The organism is Rahnella sp. BIGb0236 (genome assembly GCF_004364755.1).
Taxonomy (GTDB): Bacteria; Pseudomonadota; Gammaproteobacteria; order Enterobacterales; family Enterobacteriaceae; genus Rahnella; species Rahnella victoriana.
This window is the reverse complement of sequence record NZ_SOAO01000024.1, coordinates 1-20,767: the sequence shown is the minus strand read 5'-3', so window position 1 is coordinate 20,767 and position 20,767 is coordinate 1. Positions and strand designations below refer to the sequence as shown.

The 20,767-nt window shown below is 45.0% G+C and carries 18 protein-coding genes and 6 pseudogenes; 7 read left to right on the top strand and 17 right to left on the bottom strand.

Features of this window, described 5'->3' with window-relative positions:
- Positions 1 to 63: 63 nt before the first annotated feature.
- From EDF78_RS25230 to EDF78_RS25215, 4 genes and pseudogenes are all read right to left on the bottom strand, one after another.
- Positions 64 to 741 carry an HAD family hydrolase gene (locus EDF78_RS25230; protein WP_122096133.1) on the bottom strand — a complete coding sequence of 226 codons (678 nt, stop codon included), beginning with the start codon at positions 739 to 741 and terminating at the stop codon, positions 64 to 66.
- A gap of 239 nt (positions 742 to 980) precedes the next feature.
- Positions 981 to 1,355, bottom strand: a complete 375-nt coding sequence (locus EDF78_RS25225; RefSeq protein WP_133824183.1) for a hypothetical protein — start codon at positions 1,353 to 1,355, stop codon at positions 981 to 983.
- A gap of 267 nt (positions 1,356 to 1,622) precedes the next feature.
- Positions 1,623 to 1,934, bottom strand: a pseudogene (locus EDF78_RS25220) (Tn3 family transposase); the annotation flags it as partial.
- Between the two features lie 144 nt (positions 1,935 to 2,078).
- Positions 2,079 to 3,062, bottom strand: a complete 984-nt coding sequence (locus EDF78_RS25215; protein ID WP_133824182.1) for an NAD-dependent epimerase/dehydratase family protein — start codon at positions 3,060 to 3,062, stop codon at positions 2,079 to 2,081.
- A 197-nt stretch (positions 3,063 to 3,259) separates the two neighbouring features.
- On the opposite strand from EDF78_RS25215, the gene EDF78_RS25210 reads away from it, so the two are divergent.
- Positions 3,260 to 3,880 (top strand): TetR/AcrR family transcriptional regulator, encoded by a 621-nt coding sequence (locus EDF78_RS25210; protein ID WP_208294504.1) that lies wholly within the window; start codon positions 3,260 to 3,262, stop codon positions 3,878 to 3,880.
- 195 nt (positions 3,881 to 4,075) lie between these two features.
- On the opposite strand, the gene EDF78_RS25205 is transcribed toward EDF78_RS25210, so the two are convergent.
- Positions 4,076 to 4,807, bottom strand: a complete 732-nt coding sequence (locus EDF78_RS25205) for an SDR family oxidoreductase (protein WP_101079510.1) — start codon at positions 4,805 to 4,807, stop codon at positions 4,076 to 4,078.
- Positions 4,808 to 4,887: 80 nt separating this feature from the next.
- On the opposite strand from EDF78_RS25205, the gene EDF78_RS25200 reads away from it, so the two are divergent.
- Positions 4,888 to 5,514, top strand: coding sequence for a TetR/AcrR family transcriptional regulator (locus EDF78_RS25200; RefSeq protein ID WP_133824181.1), 627 nt, complete (start codon positions 4,888 to 4,890; stop codon positions 5,512 to 5,514).
- Between the two features lie 365 nt (positions 5,515 to 5,879).
- On the opposite strand, the gene EDF78_RS25195 is transcribed toward EDF78_RS25200, so the two are convergent.
- Together EDF78_RS25195 and EDF78_RS25190 are read right to left on the bottom strand one after the other, a co-directional pair.
- On the bottom strand, positions 5,880 to 6,500 hold the full coding sequence (locus EDF78_RS25195) for an NAD(P)H-binding protein (RefSeq protein ID WP_133824180.1): 621 nt from the start codon (positions 6,498 to 6,500) through the stop codon (positions 5,880 to 5,882).
- A 23-nt stretch (positions 6,501 to 6,523) separates the two neighbouring features.
- Complete coding sequence (locus tag EDF78_RS25190; protein ID WP_133824179.1) at positions 6,524 to 7,348, bottom strand: inositol monophosphatase family protein; 825 nt, start codon at positions 7,346 to 7,348, stop codon at positions 6,524 to 6,526.
- Positions 7,349 to 7,423: 75 nt separating this feature from the next.
- On the opposite strand from EDF78_RS25190, the gene EDF78_RS25185 reads away from it, so the two are divergent.
- Positions 7,424 to 8,047, top strand: a complete 624-nt coding sequence (locus EDF78_RS25185; protein ID WP_133824178.1) for a TetR/AcrR family transcriptional regulator — start codon at positions 7,424 to 7,426, stop codon at positions 8,045 to 8,047.
- A 324-nt stretch (positions 8,048 to 8,371) separates the two neighbouring features.
- Here the strand turns inward: EDF78_RS25185 and EDF78_RS25180 are convergent.
- The 4 genes and pseudogenes from EDF78_RS25180 to EDF78_RS25165 all read right to left on the bottom strand — a co-directional run.
- Positions 8,372 to 8,458: pseudogene (locus EDF78_RS25180) on the bottom strand (integrase); the annotation flags it as partial.
- Positions 8,459 to 8,689: 231 nt separating this feature from the next.
- Positions 8,690 to 8,941: a type II toxin-antitoxin system Phd/YefM family antitoxin gene (locus EDF78_RS25175; RefSeq protein WP_133824177.1), complete on the bottom strand. Its 252-nt coding sequence runs from the start codon at positions 8,939 to 8,941 to the stop codon at positions 8,690 to 8,692.
- Between the two features lie 230 nt (positions 8,942 to 9,171).
- Positions 9,172 to 11,505 carry a P-loop NTPase fold protein gene (locus EDF78_RS25170; protein WP_133824176.1) on the bottom strand — a complete coding sequence of 778 codons (2,334 nt, stop codon included), beginning with the start codon at positions 11,503 to 11,505 and terminating at the stop codon, positions 9,172 to 9,174.
- Positions 11,506 to 11,882: 377 nt separating this feature from the next.
- Positions 11,883 to 12,260: a hypothetical protein gene (locus tag EDF78_RS25165; RefSeq protein WP_133824175.1), complete on the bottom strand. Its 378-nt coding sequence runs from the start codon at positions 12,258 to 12,260 to the stop codon at positions 11,883 to 11,885.
- A gap of 267 nt (positions 12,261 to 12,527) precedes the next feature.
- Between EDF78_RS25165 and EDF78_RS25160 the strand changes: the two are divergent.
- Together EDF78_RS25160 and EDF78_RS25155 are read left to right on the top strand one after the other, a co-directional pair.
- Positions 12,528 to 12,707: pseudogene (locus EDF78_RS25160) on the top strand (IS110 family transposase); the annotation flags it as partial.
- Between the two features lie 419 nt (positions 12,708 to 13,126).
- Positions 13,127 to 13,770, top strand: a pseudogene (locus EDF78_RS25155) (IS6 family transposase).
- A gap of 185 nt (positions 13,771 to 13,955) precedes the next feature.
- Here the strand turns inward: EDF78_RS25155 and EDF78_RS25150 are convergent.
- The 3 genes from EDF78_RS25150 to EDF78_RS25140 are packed head-to-tail and all read right to left on the bottom strand — an operon-like array spanning position 13,956 to position 16,782.
- Positions 13,956 to 15,041 carry an SMEK domain-containing protein gene (locus EDF78_RS25150; protein ID WP_101080187.1) on the bottom strand — a complete coding sequence of 362 codons (1,086 nt, stop codon included), beginning with the start codon at positions 15,039 to 15,041 and terminating at the stop codon, positions 13,956 to 13,958.
- 29 nt (positions 15,042 to 15,070) lie between these two features.
- Positions 15,071 to 16,384 (bottom strand): type II toxin-antitoxin system HipA family toxin, encoded by a 1,314-nt coding sequence (locus tag EDF78_RS25145; RefSeq protein ID WP_198555940.1) that lies wholly within the window; start codon positions 16,382 to 16,384, stop codon positions 15,071 to 15,073.
- Positions 16,384 to 16,782 carry a helix-turn-helix transcriptional regulator gene (locus EDF78_RS25140; protein ID WP_133824174.1) on the bottom strand — a complete coding sequence of 133 codons (399 nt, stop codon included), beginning with the start codon at positions 16,780 to 16,782 and terminating at the stop codon, positions 16,384 to 16,386. Before EDF78_RS25140 ends, EDF78_RS25145 begins: the two co-directional genes overlap by 1 nt.
- Before the next feature lie 873 nt (positions 16,783 to 17,655).
- Here EDF78_RS25140 and EDF78_RS25135 point away from each other — a divergent pair.
- On the top strand, positions 17,656 to 18,219 hold the full coding sequence (locus EDF78_RS25135) for a DUF2726 domain-containing protein (protein ID WP_101080184.1): 564 nt from the start codon (positions 17,656 to 17,658) through the stop codon (positions 18,217 to 18,219).
- 370 nt (positions 18,220 to 18,589) lie between these two features.
- On the opposite strand, the pseudogene EDF78_RS25130 reads toward EDF78_RS25135, so the two are convergent.
- Positions 18,590 to 18,726: pseudogene (locus EDF78_RS25130) on the bottom strand (transposase); the annotation flags it as partial.
- 92 nt (positions 18,727 to 18,818) lie between these two features.
- On the opposite strand from EDF78_RS25130, the pseudogene EDF78_RS25875 reads away from it, so the two are divergent.
- Positions 18,819 to 18,917: pseudogene (locus EDF78_RS25875) on the top strand (UPF0104 family protein); the annotation flags it as partial.
- Positions 18,918 to 18,991: 74 nt separating this feature from the next.
- Here EDF78_RS25875 and EDF78_RS25120 read toward each other — a convergent pair.
- Together EDF78_RS25120 and EDF78_RS25115 are read right to left on the bottom strand one after the other, a co-directional pair.
- Positions 18,992 to 20,023: a tyrosine-type recombinase/integrase gene (locus EDF78_RS25120; RefSeq protein WP_133824189.1), complete on the bottom strand. Its 1,032-nt coding sequence runs from the start codon at positions 20,021 to 20,023 to the stop codon at positions 18,992 to 18,994.
- Positions 20,024 to 20,423: 400 nt separating this feature from the next.
- Positions 20,424 to 20,663 (bottom strand): antibiotic biosynthesis monooxygenase, encoded by a 240-nt coding sequence (locus tag EDF78_RS25115; RefSeq protein WP_133824172.1) that lies wholly within the window; start codon positions 20,661 to 20,663, stop codon positions 20,424 to 20,426.
- Between the last annotated feature and the right edge of the window lie 104 nt (positions 20,664 to 20,767).

The window sequence follows — 20,767 nt, the reverse complement described above, 5'->3', positions numbered from 1 at the left end:
AGTTTCTGATGAAGGTCCGCTCCTCGCTCACAGCGGACCTTGCCACGCGCGCAGGACTTTCATCTATCTAAATAATCCAATTCCATTGTTCATCAGGTTGATAAAATCATCAAACACGGGTGCACCTAAATCCGTCAGCACTTTAGCCTTAGCATCGCGTCCAATACCTATAAAGGGCAGGTTGAGATTGTTTGCAGCTTTTAAGTCCCATAATCCATCACCTATTGATATCACCGAATGCTTATGTGCAGCCGGAAATTTTTTACTACCCAAACGAATAGCTTCCCGCACGATCTCTTCGCGAGTTCTAAACTCTGATGCGGTAACCAAATCAACCTTTTCAGCGTCCACGCCTACTGCCGCCAGTTTTTTCACGGCACCAAACCGTAGGCTACCAGTGGCAAAAACAACGCTCCAAGAATGATCCTTTAACCACTGCAGGAAAACAGCGGCACCGGTAATTTCAGTGAAAGGTCTCGATGCAATTTCATGCTCAAGCGCGCAGCGATACTGGTATTCCAGCTCGGATAAATCAGGGCGACTTTCATAATGCGCCTCTTCCCAGGCTTCTTCGAAAATAGCGCTATCCGTGTGGTGGGTGTAGTCGCCCCAGTTTGTTCTGAGGTTTGGGAAAGAAAAGGTGCGTAGGGCGATTTCGAATGCACGTTGATGTTGCTCAACGCTGTCGGTCAGCGTGCCATCAATATCAAATATTACGATCCCTGAATCTACTTTATTCATTAACTCATTCCATCACGACAAAAAGTTTTATTCGTTGGGTTAGATAGTAATATCAAAATATACCTGACATTCCGCTATTTATAGTAATTTATTCGCAATTAGAAATTCGTTTAATGGAAAAGCAACCCTTTCCATGAATTTTTGGCTCAGGAAAATTAATGTCTGTTTTTCGCTCTCAGCAGACCTTTAGCGTCAGGTTTATTGCTGTGTGCCAAGAGCAGAGGTAGGATCATTAATCATCAAAAACATGCTTGTTGAGTTATTCGTTTTCCCATCAATACCACTTTGAAGCTTTGGGGGTCGACATTGAGTACCGCATAGCGTATCTGCGGACAAATCAGTTCTAAGCTTCGTTTGCTACAATCAAGCTGCATTAAAGTGCGTGCGCCGGATTGTGTTTGCACCCTATTGGTCTCAGGATAGTCGCTGCAATCAAATCCTTCTTTAATTAACTTTTCTTTCGCCGCATCCAGGCTCATTCCGATAAGATTTAGGCTCTCGACTTCTCTGGCATGCGATTTTTCAGAAACTCGAGTCAATGAGCACCCGCTCAGAAATTGAGCGAAGAGTAAGAAGAATATAGGGATTAATATCTTTTTATTTTTTTTCTGCATCAGACTGACCTTTAGGTTTAATACCTTTGAGCTATATCGTTATATTTTGAAATAAACAGAGTGAGGAGTAAAACTCAAAATTCTCCGCTCAAAACCTATATACACCTGGGGTGACTTGTTCCCCGTTGATTATCACACGCGAATGTTAGTCCTGCATCCCGGCGGTCATGACAAATGAGAACTTCCGTTCTTCGCTCAGAGCTGCCTGTCATGTCTGCTTAAGAAACGGCCTTAACGTAGGATATTTTCCGTTTTCCAAGCGGACCCCTGTTTGGGGTAGCTGGCAAGCTTTTTCAACATCAGGGATGCCGTCACGGTTCCCTGCTTTATTGAAGTGGCCAGACGAAGTACTTCACGCCAGTGAATTTCGATCTCTTTCAGATTCAGGCTGGTCGTTGATATCAGTGACTGAAGCGCCGGGTATTGGTCTGCTTTCCCTTTGATAAACAGCTTTTTGTCGTGGAGATCCCTGATCCGCGGACAGAACGCAAAACATAGCTCAGAGGTACAAAAAATAACCTTAACGTACAATAATTTTCGATATCCAAACTGACCCCTAACACGACTAAATTGATAAATTTATTTCCGGAGCAGTAAATAAATGGGGGCTACTTAATGCCTGCAGTAAAATTCGTTGGTATCATCACGGTGAATGCAAGAGAGCAAATGCAAGCGATGAGATAGGGGTCTTCTTGGAAAGCTGAAAATATCCTACTATTCGTTTTATTTCATTTCACGGATGCCTTCGGCCCAGCTTTTTACCGGTGCGTACCCTAATTCTCGCCTTGCCTTAGCTGTATTGAGAGTAAGTGTCTTCCCTATCAGCTGCAGCATTTGTCGCGTTAGAGGCGGTTCGCCTTTTAGTCTTAAAATCCGCCATGTCATGCCCATTAGTCCGGCCAGCAGCCAGGCTGCTCTGAACGAAACGGATTTATCCTTAACGGTGATGCCACATGTATTAAGTAATTCACTAATAATGACTTTAAGCGTGCCTGTTTTTTCATCCGTTATAAAGTAAGCTTCACCACCAGTACCTTTATCGGCTGTAAGTAAGAGTGCTGAAACAAGATTATCCACATGACATGTGGACATTGACTGATTTCCTCCATCAATCCACTGCCATTGCCCGGCCTTAACCGTTGCAGCCATCTGTTTAAGCATAGGCATTCCAGCTCCCCATATAAGAGGAGGGCGAATAGCTATCGTTTCAAACTCTGGACGTTTGTTATTCGCCGCAAGCAAAAGTTGCTCAGCTTTGGCTTTCGATGAACTGTAAGGAGCAAATGAGCGGCTTTGTTTCGGTTGATTTTCATCCACGTCCAACATTGGCTGAGGATCACCCAGGATGACGGCAGCGGCACTGACATACACGATTTTTTTTACCGAGGGAGTCATAGTGGCAGCATCAACCACTGCTTGTGTACCGCCAATATTGATACGTTCAAACTCCTCACGTCTACCCCATAGCTTAAAATGCGCTGCTATGTGAAAGACTATTTCTGAGCCTTTCATCCCTTGTTCCAGCGCGTTTAATGTATTGAGTTCGCCCTTTACTGGCGTTGCGCCCATTAGTTGCAGGGCTTTGCATGCAGCGCTACTTCTTGCCAGAGCATTGACCTTCCACCCATTTCGTACCAACTCCATTATCAATCTTGAGCCTACAAAACCTGTTCCACCGGTAACAAATGCCGTGCGTTCAATAGTCATGTTTTCATCCACTGCCTCAGAAGGTTTAAAACAATATGCCCCGGCGCCAAACAAAATACAACGAACATTTTATGTTTTTTGTTCTTATGGCGCGCGATTACAGATCCTGTATACTAAATTGCATATATGGGAGTTTCCCAACCTCTTGTTTATTATAATCATGTAGATTGAGGTCTTTTTTTTCAGAAGGAATACGTGTGGGTATTACAAACGCAGAAGGTAAGGATGATGCAATTTCGCCTGTGAAAATTCTGGAAGCTGCTCGCGTACAGATTCGTCGTTTTGGGGAGTCCAAAACAAACATTGTCGATATTGCGCGAGCGTTAGGCACTTCCCATACCACCATTTATCGCCATTTTAAGTCTAAGGCAGATGTATTTGATGCTCTGGTATTATCAACGATGACTCATGAGCAATTACTGGTATCAGCCTACTGCAATGACGATAGTCCAGCAGCTATCCGCCTTACAGAATTTGTAGCTGCACTGAATCACTTTAAGGTCAGGCGATACGCTGAAGACCCTGAACTATTCACATTGTACAAACGTGTTGTAACTGAGCGTCCAGACATTGTCATATCTTATACGCACAGAATGACGGGCCTCATTCAACAAATTATTCAGCAAGGCATAAATAGTGGTGAGTTTAAAATTGAGAATGCTGAGATTGCAGCAAGTGTTGTACGTGATGCGGTAACCATATTTGTCCATCCTGCATTAGTTGCTGAAGCTGCCCGTGCAGGTCTGAATATGGAACGGCCACTGCAACACGTAATGAAAACGTTAATTATAGCTTTTAATAAAGGTTTAACTTACTGAATTAGAAAGTTTCTTTGTGCATCCACAAATTTAAATAGGGGCATGCTACCCGACATTTCTGCTGGCGGTAATTTTTGCCTGACACCCTTGTTTAACCCTCTAAATTTAAGTTGGCTTGCCAGCCGGCTAATGAAAAACTGGCCCTTATAAGCAGCCAGTATTCTTTCAAAACATCACCGATTTAGTGCACCCAACTTACCAGGGTGTAGTTCCACTCGCTTCAACAAATGTGCCACTAACAGCATCACTCTCTGGGAGTAATGCGTATTGCACAGGTAGCCGTGCCCCTTCTTCTGGAGTAAGAAATCCATTATGCCCAGTCAAATCAGTTTTGACATATCCCGGGCTCACAGAGTTAACGACAATAGAAGTATCGCGTAACTCCTGGGCTAACTGTACCGTCAGCATATTCACCGCGGCTTTCGATGCGTTATAACCGATCAGGCGGGCATCGTAGTAGGGGGAAGTTGAGTCACTATTGACCGTCAACGAGCCGAGAGAGCTGGACAAATTCACGATACGCGCGGCAGGCGCTTTGCGCAATAGTGGTAGCAGTGCTTGCGTGACAGCCAGCGTTCCAATGAAATTGGTTTCCATAATACGCCGTACTGAGTCGGGGGATGATATGCTCGGCGGCCCATCAGCAGAATCGACAATTCCGGCATTGTTGACCAAGATATCGAGATGACCATAATCAGCCTCAATTGCCACTGCTGCCGCTGTAATGCTTGAGTGGTCGTTCAGGTCAATAGACAGCAACTGTGCGTTTAAACCTTGAGCTGCCAGTCCCTCTATTGCCGCTGCGGCACGACTGGCATCCCGGGCACCGATGATGACATTCACTCCAGCCTCCAACAGCTGACGGGCTATTTCCAATCCAATACCTTTATTTGCGCCGGTAATAAATGCAATGCGTTTTTGTGTCATATAAACACCTCTAAATTGATTGTTTTAAATTGATAATTTCCATTAGTATATGAAGCTTCCTTCAGTTTAAGAATTCGCATATGCCCACATCCTCACATCTAAGCCTTACCCCCCGTAAACAGCCACGGCAGAAGCGTGCGCTAGTTACGGTGAACGCCATTTTTGAGGCAACCATTCAGGTTTTGGTAAGTGATGGTCCGCGCCGATTAACGACGACTCGTGTAGCCGACCGGGCCGGTGTGTCCGTTGGCAGCATGTACCAGTATTTTCCGCACAAACAGGCGTTATTCTACGCCTTGAATGAACGTTACCTGGTAAGGCTGGCAGAGAAAATCGAAGCGGCCTGCGAAGCACAACACGGTGCAGCCATTGAGAAAATGGTGGATTCTCTTGTCATGACGTACTGGTGCGCTAAAACAGAAAGGCCTGAAGTCACGCGTGCGCTTTATCAATCTGTTGCAGAACTCGACAATCAACCTTTGATTACGGCCTTCGCGAAGCGCATAGACATTGCTACAGCGACGATGCTCAAGAGTGCTTCTAATGCATCTTTTACCAATCTGCCAATCGTGACGCTTACTCTTCTCAGCACAATTTTCGGTACTGTGCGCAATGTGTTTGAACGTGAACTTCCTAGTGATAAAGGAGATGCTATATGCAAACAATTGGCAGTGATGTGCATCGCCTACCTGAATATTGTGGAGTAGTTTTTAAACTTCACATGACGTCGTTGAACATAAATACTCACTAGATACTGAATCCGCTTAGCGCTATGAGTTCATTAGGTCGACCTACGTTATCCTTAACAAAAGGGTATTTCGGCAATAATGAAAATTTTTAACTGCTGTATAATGGTTGATAGTAAGTTAACCCTCGCACCCGAATTTAAACCTTCTACATATTTATAAAAATGCAACCCCAAAAAAACGCTACATTATTAAAGTTATTGAAATGGTTATTCGCACTTAGTGTTATTATTTAGTGGTTATTCAGATGGTAGCATTCTTAAATACATTTAACATTCTGGAGATTATAGCCTTAATAAAATCATTATATTTTTGACGTTCTCCTATTATTCTTTAAAAACTATCACAGCCTCATGGATATAACTTCCACTCACCACAGTTTGAAGAATAAATGAGGCGAGATCGGCACGCGATATTCTTGCTGTAATACCCGGCCTCAAATCAATACCTGAACGATAATTGTTGCTAGCATCGCCGTTCGTCAGCATCGGGGGCCGTATCAACGTCCAGTCGGTATGACTCGCTCTCACTAAATCTTCCATGTCATCCTTATCACGCATCTTTTCGCTTATTATGCTGCGTACAAAACGGATAAACAAAGAGGCGTTGTATGTTTCCGATGCCCCATAAGCGCTCAAAGCAATAAGGCGTTTTACACCAACCTTTTGCATCGCGGGTATAATTTTGCTGAGGCCATCAGTACAAATATTCTGATCTTTGCCTTTACGGGCACCTAGCACGCTAATAACGGTATCTGCGTCTCGTATGACAGATTCTACGGTAACCGAATTATAAAGTTCACCGACGATGAGCTTCAGGCCAACGTGATTAACCTGCAGACTGTCTGGGGTGCGCACCAAGGCCGTAACAGAATGCCCCGAGGAGAGAGCTTGATTGACCAAATGGCGGCCGGTCGCGCCTGATGCGCCAAAAATAGCAAGTTTCATACGTATTCCTTAGTGTGATACTTTTAGGCAATTAAGGTGAGAACCGCCGCGGCTTGTTCTACAAGTGACGGGGTGCTGGCAAGAAAACTACGACTGCCCAAATGCCACGGTGCACCCTGCAGATCAGTGACTGTGCCACCGGCTTCAGATACCAATAATGCTCCGGCCAGTAAGCCAGACCGCACTTGGCTGTATTGCCAAAATATATCCAGACGGCCTGCAGCAATCTGAATGAGTTGTAACGTGGCTGGCACCGATACCTGGACCACCAACGCCTCTTTCAGCATGGCGATCACTGACATTCCCATGCGACGGTATGTGTCATCGCTCTCATTAGGCATTGCCTGGCCGGTGCCGACCATCGCGGCGTTTAAATGGGTCTTGGTTGACGTCTGCAGGCGGCGGTCATTAAGCCATGCACCCTCACCGCGCAAAGCAGTGTAAGTATCGCCACTCATCGGCAAATGCACCACAGTCAGAACAATTTCATTGTCTCGAACCAACGTCACCGTTACACCCCAGTCCTGTAAACCATGTATAGAGTTTATCGCTCCCTCAACGGGGTCCGTAACCCACCATTCCCCCGCAGGTAACGTACCAGTACCCTCCTCATCTTCAACCCACTGAGCGTGAGGAAGGGCAACAGATAGTGACTTTCGTAAAATATCGAGTGAGATAACATCGATAGCAGTAATCTTCTTGGCAATATCTTCTCTGTCTTTAGGGCGATTGTCCGCGCTAAAGCTCTGTTTTAACGCCATGCCGGCTGACTGCACGGCTGAAGTGACAAGCCTCAATAAATGCGCGTCATTGGCTTTTTTTTCGGCTGAATGATTTAAAGATGTCATGGATACCTTCATCGGTTTACGAGGGGAAAGAATTACGCTTGACTCAGTGCGAAAATAATATGAGCATTAGCTCATATGAACAACTCGCAATCTAAACCCGCCGCCACTCGTCGCTTAAACCCACGTAAAATGCCCTCTCAACCACGTTCCACGCATACGGTCGAGGCAATAATTGAGGGAGCAGCTCACATTCTCGAACAACATGGACTCGATGGGTACACAACAAATGCAATCGCCGCGCGTGCCGGGGTGAGTATTGGCTCTCTCTATCAATACTTTCCGACCAAGGATGCCGTGACCGTTGCGCTTATCGAACGGGAAATGGCGGAGTTGGTGCAAGAAGCAAAACAGGCGCTGCTACGTGATGATCGAGGTGAGGCGCTGCGCCAGTTAATAGAAGTCGCAGTTCGTTACCAATTACGAAGACCTGTACTGGCAATGTTGCTCGATTTTGAGGAGCATCGGCTATCAGCAATAATGCCAAAATCAGGGACCAAAGCGACTATGCATGCTGAATTAGTCGAATTTTTGCAGGTAGGGGTTATGTCAGGAAAAGTCTCAGCAAACATTGCTGCCTCTGAGATAATGGCCATCATAAGTTCACTTACCGATGCCGCTGGCCGACACGGAGATGATCAACAAGAACAGTTGATTGACAGGATAGAGGCTGCTCTTCTGGGTTATCTCAGCATCATTTGAGGCAAGGAACAGGAATAGTTTTTTTGATCGATTCACTAAACCAATACAAACACTATTTTAGTGTTTGAGAGAAATTTTTTGATATAACACTTGAGACATTTAACTTACACGTAGTGTGACGTTAATTATTTCTCACGCAAAACCATTGCATCAGGCTAATTTCCTTTTTCACTGAACTAAAAAAACTGTTTCGACTTAACGTCAAAACAGCTTTTAGCACGATGTTATCTCTACTTGGAGGATGATAAAGCAAAGGCGATAATATAACCACCAACATCTTTTCAATGACTTGAACCACCTGCCGATATTGTAATCATACCGCTTTTATTTCCAAACACTTTTTGAGATCCCCGGTTTTTCAGCCTTTAGCCGATACTCTTCCGGCGTCAAGTTATTCATGGATTCATGAGGCCACCTGACCTGCTCCCTGTTGGTTAAGACACCCCAATGTTAGTTATGTCGTTGTTGGAGTTGCGAACTTCTGCTCCTCGCTCAAAGCTGCCTGTCAAAGTGGTCAAGCTTCACATAGCTCAGAGGTACAAAAAATAACCTTAACGTACAATAATTTTCGATATCCAAACTGACCCCTATCAAGCTTGTCCCATTCTTTGGCTGCAGATTCACGAAACTTAATCGTGTATGTCATGCAAAATGGTCCAAATCCACGTCAACCAGCGCCTCTTTGCATCGCTCATTAATCAGCTTAATTAATTCCTGATCATCCAGCGCATCTAGCATTTGTTCATATAATTTTGCGGGCACGCAATAAAATGCAGGTTGGTTGCGGTTCAGGATGGCCACAGGATACCCGTCACCTGCCCCTACAGTTTTCATGGGATTTTTTTTTAGTTCGCTGATGCTCGCACTGGTGTCGCTAAGAATAATATTTGGCATGTTGCCTCCTGACTCAGACCTTTTGACAACTCTTAGTCTAAGGGATGAAAAGACCTATTAACAGGTCTTTTTAGATAAACCACCTATTATATTAAGCAGCCCGATGCAGAGGGAGTGTAGACATTGCAGACGCTATGGCACGTTAGGTCAGATATCAAAAAACGCATAGTCCGCTTAGGTGGGAGATTTACAGAAGAACTCCGTGCTTGAGCTGTTGCTGTTCCAATAATCTATAAATCGAAAATTTCGTTTTCTCTCAATCCGAGCCACTTTTCGAGATATCTAAGCAGTGTTTGTAGAGCCTCTTCGTGCTCAGGGAACTGGGCGGGATTAATCGCATCACACTTGGCCTTCGCTACGTTAATGCCGATAAAGTCTTCAATTGTCTCTTTGCTAAAAGTGTTGTAAGGCGTGGAGACACGATCACCGTACGTATGGCTCATACCTCTGCTCATCAGCCGTGTGACCATTCTTGCGAAGCCCTGGTCGGTTTGAATTGCTTTCATCATCCACTCTCGCGGTTCGTCCATTGAGTCTGTATAGTTTTTCCAGCGATAGAGCTGAGATATGAGACCCGGCTCGGCAAGCAGCGCGTCTCCGTCTGCTGCGCGGTCCCTTATCAACCGCAGCCATTCGGTCTTCATTGCCGCAACGGTGTTTAAATCTAGCGCAGGATCGAAGGATCCACCCTCATTCCGATCGGCGGGATCGCTGAGATGAATTAGCAGTGAAGCGACTGAAAGCGCTTCGGTTTTACAGAGTGCTTCGAGAGCCAAACCGCCCCTAGCATCCTCTGGAATCCGCTTCAGGAACCAATGTATGGCTCGCCATGCTGCCACATATGACGAGTTGAAGGTGCCGCTGTCCGAACCTGCAAGTTTTTCAGCGAGTCCGAACATCCCTGGGAGCAGAACAGCAGCGTTCTCGGTCGGTAATCGGTCGACGGATTCGTCGAGCCTCGCAACGAGCGAATTCAGAAGGCCATCAGCTTCGACGGCAGCGATTACCGCAGAGAGCTCATCCTCTGTCGCTGTAGCATCAAGAAAATCAACGAAGCGGCGCTCAGATATTTCTCCGTCTGTCGTCTGGAGTTCGAAGTACCGAGGGAAGTAGCGCGATGTACACACTCGTTTCTCCGTTAACCACTGGCGATGAAAACCGTCTGCATAGTTCGTCCCCCCATACGCCCATTCGAGGGGAGGGAATAAGTCTTTGAGCGCGACACGAACGATATCGCGGCGCTCCTCCGACACGATCTCCAGAAGCTCTTTAGCCGCTGTTAGGTCTACCTCCCGCTGGCCACCACGGGAGAAACGCCCTTCCTGGAGAACAAGTCCTCGCTCACGGAACAGTGCATGGTGGAGGTCTGGCTCGAAGACTCTGAGTGTTTCCAGAAGCAGGAAATCTACTATGTTTACCTCGAATACGTTCCCAACCACATGCAGTGGCATGTGGACAGCAATGGATGAGATGAGACGACGTGCATCGCGCATGTTGCGAAGCAGGGGCTGGATGCAACCAATGCAAGCGTTACCCCAGCGTCTTTGAGAGAACCCGTTTGCCTCGATCGCGTAGGGGCTGGCTATTTCAGAGAGTTCCTCCTCGAACATACGATGTACGATCGATGCCGGGACTGCTGGTAGATCAAAGCTAGCCTGCACGACCTTCTCAAGGAAGGCTCGGCCGTCGCCGTCGGCGACCGGATCGAGTGCCCGTTCTACGATACTGGGCTGGAACAGGAGCACAAAAACAATATTCGGTAGATTAGCATTCGCCTTAACCTGACGAAGCAGCATCCTGATCTGTTCTGGCTCTAGTCGGTCAATGTCGTCGACGAAAACAACCAGCGGCCGGTCGAGTTCACGAAGACGAGCTTCAAGCGATGTGCGAACCTTATCGAGAGGCTCGCCGCTATGGTCACGCCCGAAATGAGATAGCACGCGTCCAACAAGATATACTCCGACTGAGAGAACTGCGAAAACAGCCGCAACCTTTGCGATATTAGGAAGGTCGAAACCAATTGCCGACGCGATTGCGATAACGGAGGCATTTGTTAACACCGTCGCGACTAGATGGCCTGAACTCCCTGCCACTTTAAGAGGCTTACTGGCACCTGTAAGGATCGCGCCATATTTCCGTAGTGCTTCGGCACGATCGAGTGCAGCCTTCGAATGCTCGCCTCCTAAGCGATCTGCTATCTGCCCAAATAGCGCGCGTGCAATTGCATCGCCATCTCCCCATTGCCAAGGGTTAAAGTCGAGCCAGTCCGCTCCGCTGCTCTTCGCATCAAGCCGTTCGGTGATGAGGTTTTTTAGTGATGATTTACCGAAACCCCATCCGCCACGAACAGCGAAAACTCGGCCTTCGCGCAGACTAAGCTCTGAGAGTATGTCGGCTATACGAGCGGCAAATTCTGTTCTTCTAAGGCGATCTTCTGATGCTGTCCGAATGGGTGCCTCCGCTCCGATCCCTCCATCCGGCAGTCCCTTCCTTGCCACTTCAGTGTTACGCTTCGCGTGACGACGAGCACACCATGCCTGCAGACGGAAAAACAACTCACTCACCGCTATTACCCCCAAAGAACGCACATACCAAGCTTAATATTGTAAGAAGCTTCACAGGCTTCGTAGAACGAGCAAATAAAATCTGGTGAATTTTATCATCTGCACCAGTTTAACTTGTTGCGTATGCTAGCTTAAGAGAAAGCTATGCTGCGATTGCAAGCAAGGATATCTTTTTTTCTACTTAACGTGAGGCGGAGCTTAGGCAACTGCACCAATTGAGTGAGAATACTTGAGAATATTAAGGGAGACTTACAACCGATCAAGTTACAGCCATCCTGTATCAGAATCAGCTTATGAACGTTATAACGTCTGCTCCTCGCTCAAAACCGCCCGTCATGCCTGCTTAAAAAACAGGCTTGGCGTAGGATCAATAATCATCAAAAACATGCTTGTTGAGTTATGCGGTTTCCAACCAATACCACTTTTAAGCTTTGGGGATCGACATTGAGTACCGCATAGCGTATTTGCGGACAAATCAGTTCTAAGCTTCGTTTGCTACAATCAAGCTGTATTAAAGTGCGTGCGCCTGATTGGGTTTGCACCCTATTGGTCTCAGGATAGTCGCTGCAATCAAATCCTTCTTTACTTAACTTTTCTTCCGCCGCATCCAGACTCATTCCGATAAGATTTAGGCTCTCGACTTCTCTGGCATGCGATTTTTCAGAAACTCGAGTCAGTGAGCACCCGCTCAGTAATTGAGTGAAGAGTAAGAAGAATATAAAGATTAATACCTTATTATTTTTTGTTCTCTGCATCAGACGAACCTTACGTTTTATACCTTTGAGCGATATTGCAATAAACAGAGTGAGGAGTAAAACTCAAAATTCTCCGCTCAAAATCTATATACACTATGGGGTGATCTGCTCCCCGTTGATCAATATACCTTGATGCAAGTAATGCCTTGCGAGTATCAGTTTCTCGTCCACTTTCCCCCAACAACTCATTTTTGAGCCATGAGCGAATGGTTGGTACGTCACAGAATGTTAATTAACATAGGGCAGATCTCTTTTATTTTTTCCAAGTTAGTTCAATGTGCCAGGGTATTCATACAAAAACTGGAACACCAGTCTGGCAAATTGGCCGATTGGGTCAGGGATCTACTGTGTAGGAAAAGCAACTTTGTCGTCACTTGTGCTCTGGCAAACAAGCTGGCCAGAATAGCCTGGGCCCTAACGGCACGACAGCAAACTTATGTAGCATAACGGCAGAAATACACCGGTTTAAAGAATCACTGATCTGGTTTTGCGAATACTGATATTGATGATACTAACGGCCCACCGGCCTGTTGAGGAACCTGTAAAACGGAAAGGCTCATTGAAGCCGTATATTTTCTGGAGGTTCATCAGGCGCGGAACTCATCGAGGCGCGGGAATAAAATCCCATTCAGACGCCGGATAGATTCAAGCAAGCCAACTTATCGTCAAAATCGGTGTTGCAAAAACGGGAGTGACCATAGATTCCGTTTTCCAAGCGGACCCCTATTATTACGCATTAGATATTCCCCAATAGGGGAGCTGTCCTTCCAGGCGCGGACAGAGGCGCGACCCCGTACAGAAAGGCACTGTTGCAAAGAACCGGCAGCTGATAGGCTCTGGTGATGAATTCGTCAGAGGGACCTGTCATGAACCTTTTCAAAGGCCGGCATTTTACCCGCGATGTAATCCTGTGGGCGGTACGCTGGTACTGTAAATATGGGATCAGCTATCGTGAGCTACAGGAGATGCTGGCTGAACGCGGTGTGAACGTTGATCACACCACAATTTACCGGTGGGTCCAGCGCTATGCGCCTGAAATGGAAAAGCGCCTGCGCTGGTACTGGCGTAATCCTTCCGGCCTCAGCCCGTGGCACATTGATGAAACGTACGTGAAGGTGAACGGCCGGTGGGCTTATCTTTACCGGGCCGTCGACAGTCGGGGCCGGACCCTTAATTTTTATCTCTCACCCCGCAGAAACAGTAAAGCGGCGTACCGTTTTCTGAGGAAATCCTCAACAACGTGAAGCGCTGGCAGATCCCCCGGTATATCAATACGGATAGGGCCCCGACATACGGTCGTGCGCTGTCGCTGCTGAAACAGGAAGGGAAATGCCCACAAGACGTTGTACAGCGGCAGATTAAATACCGGAATAACGTCATCGAATGCGACCATGTTAAGCTGAAACGGATAATCAGCGCCACTCTGGGGTTTAAAACGATGAAAACGGCTTACGCCACGATAAAGGGGATTGAGGTGATGCGCGCACTGCGCAAAGGGCAGGCAGAATAGTTTTATTTCGGTCATCCGCTGGGCGAGATGCGTCTGGTGAGCAGAGTTTTTGAAATGTAAGGCTATTTCACCGGGAAGATGACTAGACCGTCCTTATATTTGCAACAGTGCCTAACATCTCTCCCTCCTTGCTTTTAGAACTTTATTTTTAATCTTCCATGGGTTTCTTTAACCTTTAATAGTTATTAAACCATGATTTCACCATCAGAAAGCAGACTAAAATCACTATTCAAAATCGCCAGCATAAACTCTTCTATTGAATGATATTTTTCATAGAATTTAATTAAGGCCATATATAAATTCATTTCAGGTTCAAAGCATTTGTAGTTAAGAATTATTTTTTCTAACATCATTAAATAAGATTCTCCATTTTCTTCATACCATCCTGCTGGTTCTTCCTGAGTATCTAAAAGTTCGTTTATCTCCAAGTCGGAAATATAGCCATCCATTATATAACTATTTTGGATTCTTATATTAAGACGGCCATAAAGCTTGTCTTTATCGACTTCCATCTTGTCATTTAATCCTTGTGGGTATGGGATTTCTCTTAATATCCCTTCCAGCGCCTCTCGGGATTCTATTCTGCAATCTCGAAGCTTATCTCTAAATCTTGTTAAAATCCCATGAACCTTAATGTACCCCTCATTTATATCATTAGGATACCACATCGATATATTTAAACTATCACAGAATAAGGTCATATCATTTGGAATGGATACTGGGGTTTTTCTTTTAAAAATGCTATCTACTTCATGATCTTGCTTTTCATTTTGGAAGTATTTTTTATACTCTTCTTTAATTAAATCAAGACACTCTTGTTGCTCTTTTATTTCAAGTTTTCTGATAGCATCGATGATGCTGCTAAGGTTTAAGTGTATGATTGATAAACCGTCAACAGGTATTGACTTTCTTTTGGGGGAATCTACACTTAAAATAAAAAACCAGAGGCTCGTGTATTTACTGGTTATATTTTTATTTTTTTTGATTTTTGTTAATGTGTGGGTTATTTTTTCACTTTTTTTGGTTGCGGTCATTTGCAAACCGACTAAGTTTGTATCATCACCGTAATCATATCCAGGAAAATTAGGGCTTTCATCATTCAGATCAACGAATTTTTTGTCAAAAACTTTGTTTATGACTCTAAGCAGGGATTGCTCTTGAATTTTAGATAAGTCATTTAATCCTTTTCTTGTAGAGAGGCTAATTTGATTGCTTAGTACACTAATAAATGATATTAAATCCTGAGTGATGCGTAATCTTTCGGGTTCCATTTCCACTCCTAAAAGTGCTTTAATTATTTTTATAAGTCTTCACCCAGATATAATCTATGGGTGCTTTTTATTTTCTCAATAGTGTATTCATCTACACCAGCTTTAGAAGCGAATATTTCCCATGAAGAAACCGAGTCGTAAACTTCTTGAATTATTTTTTTTATTTCTTTATTTGATAGCCCTTGGATTTTTTTTCCCACTTCGAGTAGATCATTAAGTTCCAAATCATCCCGCTTTCCATTTATCGACATTTGGTGGGAACTGACCCATTCACTATCTTTTTTATAGGCCCATGAAACGTCGTAGGCTGGTGATAAGAACCATTCACCATCAGTGTCCATCAGGAACCCTACGTTTTTTGTATGGTCATCCTGATTACGGGCAATTACGTTAAATACCATCCTGCGAAAGAATTCAATTGCATCATCACGGGAAACGTTTAGTTGACGCATGACTATCAGAGCGAGTTCATAGCTGTAGGCACCAGGCATGTTGAAATCCGCACTGTCTAATGCACATAGCGTTGCCATATGAATTTTCTCACCTTCATCAGTCCGGTCAAATCTCTTCGTCATAAAGTGTGCTCGCCCCCCCTCCTCAAGGAGTCGGCATTCAGTCATTTCTATCTTCGCTTCCAGCGCCATTAAATGGTAGGCGTATTCAATACGGCCATAGCCCAGTGTGTCTGCAAGGTCAGCTGAATTCTTCTGCACATCAAACTTTAACAACCAGTAGCTAAAGCCTTGAGGAGCCTTCACCTGACCAGACCGGATTTCATTTTCCTCGTTTATGGCAATGACCGCTTTGGCTCTCGCACCGCCCGCGCTGGTACCAACCTGAATGAGACGCTTAAGTGCCTCATCTTCCAGAGAAGGATCGTTTGCTTCGATACGATCCTTCATAGCTTCCCGGCTTTGCAGCACCTGCTCTGCAAATTTAACTAATGCATCAAGTTGGATTTTTTCAGTTGTGTTCGATGTTGTCTCAATTGCTGGTCGATATTCTAGTGCTCCCATACCACGATTATTTTGATATAAGAGACGCTCTACGGGGGTAAATGAGGCTCTATTGCGGCCGCTACGTGCCAGCCATGCATCCATCAATGTGCTACCATACGCATCAGGTAGAGAGTCAGCAAAAATAGGCGGCAGCTTTTTGAATGTATCAACGGGCAAAGCTGGGAAGCTGTAAACCCTGTTTTTATTCAGAGGCATATTTATAGGACAAATTTCTAATCCACTCTCGACAAACCCCGGATCAAATTCAAATTGGCCAACCTTTAAATTGTCATCCCAGTTAAGAACTCCAACGAACATGTCCCATAAGTACACCTGTGCAATCATCACCAACCCCCTCTTCCTGAGTCTCTTTTACGTTGTATCAGCCGCTTAGCGGGCGTGATAGGTTTGCCTGAAGGGTTAGATACCCTGACGTTTTGCGTTTTGGTCTCACTTGAAGCTCTTATCCTGCGCGCAGCCCCGATTTTTGCCAGAAGTAATGGACTTACAGGGATTTCCTCAACAAGTGAATTGAGTCGCTCTGTTTCACCTAATACTTTAAGTACTGCGATCAGGTTGATGAGCGTTCCCCGCCCTTTAACAAGATTACGGTAAGTCTCACGCGAGATCCCTACCGCTTCGGCTAACTGTTCCTGCCCGATGTTATGCTTTAACCTTAGGCTTTCTATCCGCCCTCCAATCTCTTCAGCGATAACATCGTTACTTGTAGAAGTCAGGCGCATTTTGTCTCCTTGCAACACACGTTAATGCCTTTAATTTTAGGCATTATGGCGACAATCGTTAGTCAATGCCTAAAATTATAGGTTTTATTTTCTTCAATAGCAATGTAAAAAAAACCAGGCATAAACTAAAAATAAAGGCTTTGCGCCTAAATAACTAGGCGTTAAGTATGAGTTCCACTTCCAAAATTTTCATGTTGTATTTTAAATTTAACGCCTAAATAAATAGGCTTTAAACTCAAAAGAGATGATAGCGCCTGATAAATTAGGCGTAAATTTCTAATTTTCAAGTGCTACCCTTGCAGAAACCTTATCTGAAGCAAAATCATAGTTCCTTGCCGGACTACAGCTGACAATCCTTTGTCCGGATTTACACTCGTTCTGCAACTAAGAAATTCTGACAACCCTTTTTAACTCCGATAGGCTCTTTTTAGGACGTTTGCGATGAAGAGTGTTAATGCTAATTGTGGCAGCGAGAGTTTGCTGTAAACGCTCAGGAGGTTTTTCATCTGTAACTAGTTCCTGCCCGACCGCCGTTTAAGCAGCAACCTTTCAGGCGCATTGAAGCCAGACGGTCGCAGACGAAAGAAAGAACCCGGGGCAACACTCACAGCAACGAAGAACCCAGTAGTTACAGCATTAGAACTAAAGCCTTGAACGACTTACCGGCCCTTCGGGCCGGGTGGCGGCGGCTGGTCAGTAGGGCCAACCGGGGGGCTGGCACGTCAGCCAGAAAAGCCAGCCCCTGTTTTAAAAGCAAAAACTACCGTTTATACTAACCATGTCCCGAGAAACCACTTTGCGTAATATGCATGTATTATATATGGCGGATATATATAATAATTCAGTTACCTATAACAGTAGAGGGCAAGCATAATGGCTTTTAATCCCCAAAAAAATGGCCAAGATATTGCTATATCATTGACGCCATCTTCAGCGGCAGAGTGGGAAGAATACGAAAACCTTTATAGTGATTTACCGACCAAACTGGTTGAAACATTACCGACAAAGAGAACGAATTTTTTGTCTAAAATAGAACGGAATTTTTTAGATGCGCTTGCTAAGAAATTTATTAATTATCATATATTTAGCCAGGTTCAGCTTATCCGATTGGTTGATATAGATAAATCTAAAATCCCCCAGTTTAAAATAGATTTCCCTACTTTCTTTCAAGGAGAGTCGGAAGAGCATGCCCTTTTCAATTTAATAAGTTTGCTCAGCGTTGATTTTGTCATTGCAAATAAAACTGGCTATCCTCGTTGCGTAATCGAGGTTGATGGGGAAGAACACAAAAAATTTTATTCCGCAATGAAAGATAAATTCAAAAACAAGGCTTTAGAGAATGCAGGCATTCCAATTCTTCGCATAACCAATGAAGATGTTTGTGATAATGTGAAGTTAAACTCTTTCTTGGAGGTAGTTAGATTAAATTATTTATAACACATGATTAATAGTTTGCGGGCAACGAATCATACAGACCGCCGCAGGGCGGTTTTTTACGTATATTTTACTTTAATCTTCAATGAGCGGAGTGAAATTGGAAATGGGGTTTGAAGTCCAGTGATGTAAAAAACCACGCTAAGCAGTATCAGGAATCGATTTTGATACGATCCAGTCTCAAAATTACCAAAACACGATATTTGGAACCGATTTTTTGGCCCATATATACAGTCTAAAAACTTATTATATTCCAGACTGTTAGTTCCTTAATGTGGTTTTGCGCACGAGTGGCCCTCGAACCCCGATAACAGGCATTAAAAAGCGGGGGACGTTAATCCCCCGCGCAGACCGCACCGGTCTTTAGCTGAAGGGACATTCCGCCGTATTTCTTACGCCACATATCGAACGTGGGATCAGAAATGCCCAGCTTACGGCAGGACATCCGGCACGGATGTCCCCAGCTCGGCCTGCTTGAGGGCAAAGACCGGTGAATCGTGATTTCTTCATCGGCACCACATCCGTTCAGAGGAGTGATTATCATGCCGGAATTTTGTTTCTGAATGGAAGAGGATTTTGGGTCAGAGTCAGACCTCACACCCCACCACCTGCTCTACTACTTCCTGCCGTTGTTGCTGGCAATGGTATGTTATTTACTACTGGAGGGCCGGGCTAAGAACGAGAAGGCATTGGCCAGATGAACCTAAACCATTGCGAGTACAAAAAAGGTAATAATTAATGTTTATTAAGTATGAATTATTAATGTCTGGAATCTTTATTTATTACTCCTTTCCATCAGATCTACCATAGCCCCTTCATGAGCCTGAAGATTACGGATATAACGCATTAATGTTTCAGGCTTTTTCCAAGTTCCTTCCTGCATAATCTGAGCGACAGCATAACCACGCCCAGCCATATCCTGCGCAGCTCCTACGCGGGCGCTGTGACCAGTCCAGGCTGAGTAACGCCCTTTGTTTGGAATGATGGTTTCACCTGCGCTAATCGTATGCCAAGCCTGTGCAAAGATAGATTCAATCGCAGGCGTGCTCAGCGGACGGGTGACCGAAAGAGTTGCACTCCCAGATCGGTGCACCGGACAAAAGAGGAGGGCGTCAGGTTCTGAATTGATACCAGACACCGACAGCCACTCAGTTAGCCGGCGGGAGGACTGAAAACTTAGGGACTTGATCAGACCACCAGTTTGGACAATTGTTTTGGTGTAACTCACATTAAGTATGATCCTGCCATCTGTTGCCCTGGAGATATCGCGAACGCGGAGACGGGCTAATTCACTGATACGCAGCAGCGTACTGTAAGCTACGTGCAGAAATGCTAAATCACGTTTATGGCGAAGCGATGTTGAGTCAGACCAGAGCGCATCAAGCTCAAGCAGATTTTCAAACCGAAAGGGTACGGCCTGGCCAGTACGTTCACCCGTGACAACTGCGACACGATTTATTTTCTTAACAGCCCGGAAAACCAGCGGTGAAGAATTAGGAGGAGTCAGGCCAGCATTACGGTGTAACATCGAAATCAATGAGCCATGCGTCGCAATCGTTGAAGAGGCCCGGCCATTATCCTGCAGCCAGTTCAGGTAATCGCGAAGGTCAGCCGGAAGCATAGGCAAAAACGAACGCCCATTCTCTGCCGACCATTTATGGCAAATACGCATCACGCTCATTAGTTGTCGCCACGTATTGGGAGAAAAAGCCTCCTTATCCTGAACAAATTCCTTAAGCCTGGCCAGAACATTCTCTTCAGCCTGGATAGCCGGTAACGCCTGGTGGATTGGTGTTAATTTGCCCATATATAGCTTAAAAAGCACACTCCCGGTCACTGACAATGCTACGTGGATTCTGAGAAAAATGCAGGGGATTAACCTTGCAGATTTCACGTAGCGTAACCTGTACGATCTGCGGTGAAAATTCATCTGCACCTGAACTACTGGATAGATTACCAGCTCATATAGAAGAAGGCTAACTTTATATAAGTCCCATTATATGAAGCTAGGAAGTTCTGTTGAAGACTGCGTTGGGTTCTTGTACAGGGGATGAGAATTAGAGGTTGGTTAAAGAAATATTGGATATACACCGAAGGAACAAAGGACTTGGTGAATTAACCGCAGGGTTTAAACACTTAATGATGCATTCTGAATAAATGAGATTTGCGAAAGGGTTATTTCGATCCCCTCCCGCGATGCGTAATTATTACAGCTTAGTCAGACGCTGAACGTTAATGGTTTCTAGTTTACCGCTCAAGATATCGAGAAAATCATCGTGGTAGGGCATTGCCACGTGATTTTTTAAATCTTCTTCAGACTTCCAGCGTTCAATAAAGACGAATGACACTTTACCTGTATTCTCGAGGTTACGCACATCGGGGACAGCATGGCTTTCATGCAGATCATATTGCAGGCATCCTTCTTCAAGATGAGTTGGAGAAACCATTGCCAGTGCTGAAGTGGAATACTAAATCTGGCCACCTGAATAGAGGTGATATCATCGCCTCATAGTCAAAACAGGTGACATTATGACCGGACGTAACAGACGTA

Excerpts from the sequence above, each read along its gene's own strand:
- EDF78_RS25115 (WP_133824172.1), bottom strand. The coding sequence starts at position 20,663 with ATGGTTTCTCCAACTCATCTTGAAGAAGGATGCCTGCAATATGATCTG.
- EDF78_RS25205 (WP_101079510.1), bottom strand. The coding sequence starts at position 4,807 with ATGACACAAAAACGCATTGCATTTATTACCGGCGCAAATAAAGGTATT.
- EDF78_RS25190 (WP_133824179.1), bottom strand. The coding sequence starts at position 7,348 with ATGACATCTTTAAATCATTCAGCCGAAAAAAAAGCCAATGACGCGCAT.
- EDF78_RS25185 (WP_133824178.1), top strand. The coding sequence starts at position 7,424 with ATGAACAACTCGCAATCTAAACCCGCCGCCACTCGTCGCTTAAACCCA.
- EDF78_RS25225 (WP_133824183.1), bottom strand. The coding sequence starts at position 1,355 with ATGCAGAAAAAAAATAAAAAGATATTAATCCCTATATTCTTCTTACTC.
- EDF78_RS25145 (WP_198555940.1), bottom strand. The coding sequence starts at position 16,384 with ATGATTGCACAGGTGTACTTATGGGACATGTTCGTTGGAGTTCTTAAC.
- EDF78_RS25135 (WP_101080184.1), top strand. The coding sequence starts at position 17,656 with ATGGCTTTTAATCCCCAAAAAAATGGCCAAGATATTGCTATATCATTG.
- EDF78_RS25150 (WP_101080187.1), bottom strand. The coding sequence starts at position 15,041 with ATGGAACCCGAAAGATTACGCATCACTCAGGATTTAATATCATTTATT.
- EDF78_RS25165 (WP_133824175.1), bottom strand. The coding sequence starts at position 12,260 with ATGCAGAGAACAAAAAATAATAAGGTATTAATCTTTATATTCTTCTTA.
- EDF78_RS25200 (WP_133824181.1), top strand. The coding sequence starts at position 4,888 with ATGCCCACATCCTCACATCTAAGCCTTACCCCCCGTAAACAGCCACGG.
- EDF78_RS25140 (WP_133824174.1), bottom strand. The coding sequence starts at position 16,782 with ATGCGCCTGACTTCTACAAGTAACGATGTTATCGCTGAAGAGATTGGA.
- EDF78_RS25215 (WP_133824182.1), bottom strand. The coding sequence starts at position 3,062 with ATGACTATTGAACGCACGGCATTTGTTACCGGTGGAACAGGTTTTGTA.
- EDF78_RS25120 (WP_133824189.1), bottom strand. The coding sequence starts at position 20,023 with ATGGGCAAATTAACACCAATCCACCAGGCGTTACCGGCTATCCAGGCT.
- EDF78_RS25175 (WP_133824177.1), bottom strand. The coding sequence starts at position 8,941 with ATGCCAAATATTATTCTTAGCGACACCAGTGCGAGCATCAGCGAACTA.
- EDF78_RS25195 (WP_133824180.1), bottom strand. The coding sequence starts at position 6,500 with ATGAAACTTGCTATTTTTGGCGCATCAGGCGCGACCGGCCGCCATTTG.
- EDF78_RS25230 (WP_122096133.1), bottom strand. The coding sequence starts at position 741 with ATGAATAAAGTAGATTCAGGGATCGTAATATTTGATATTGATGGCACG.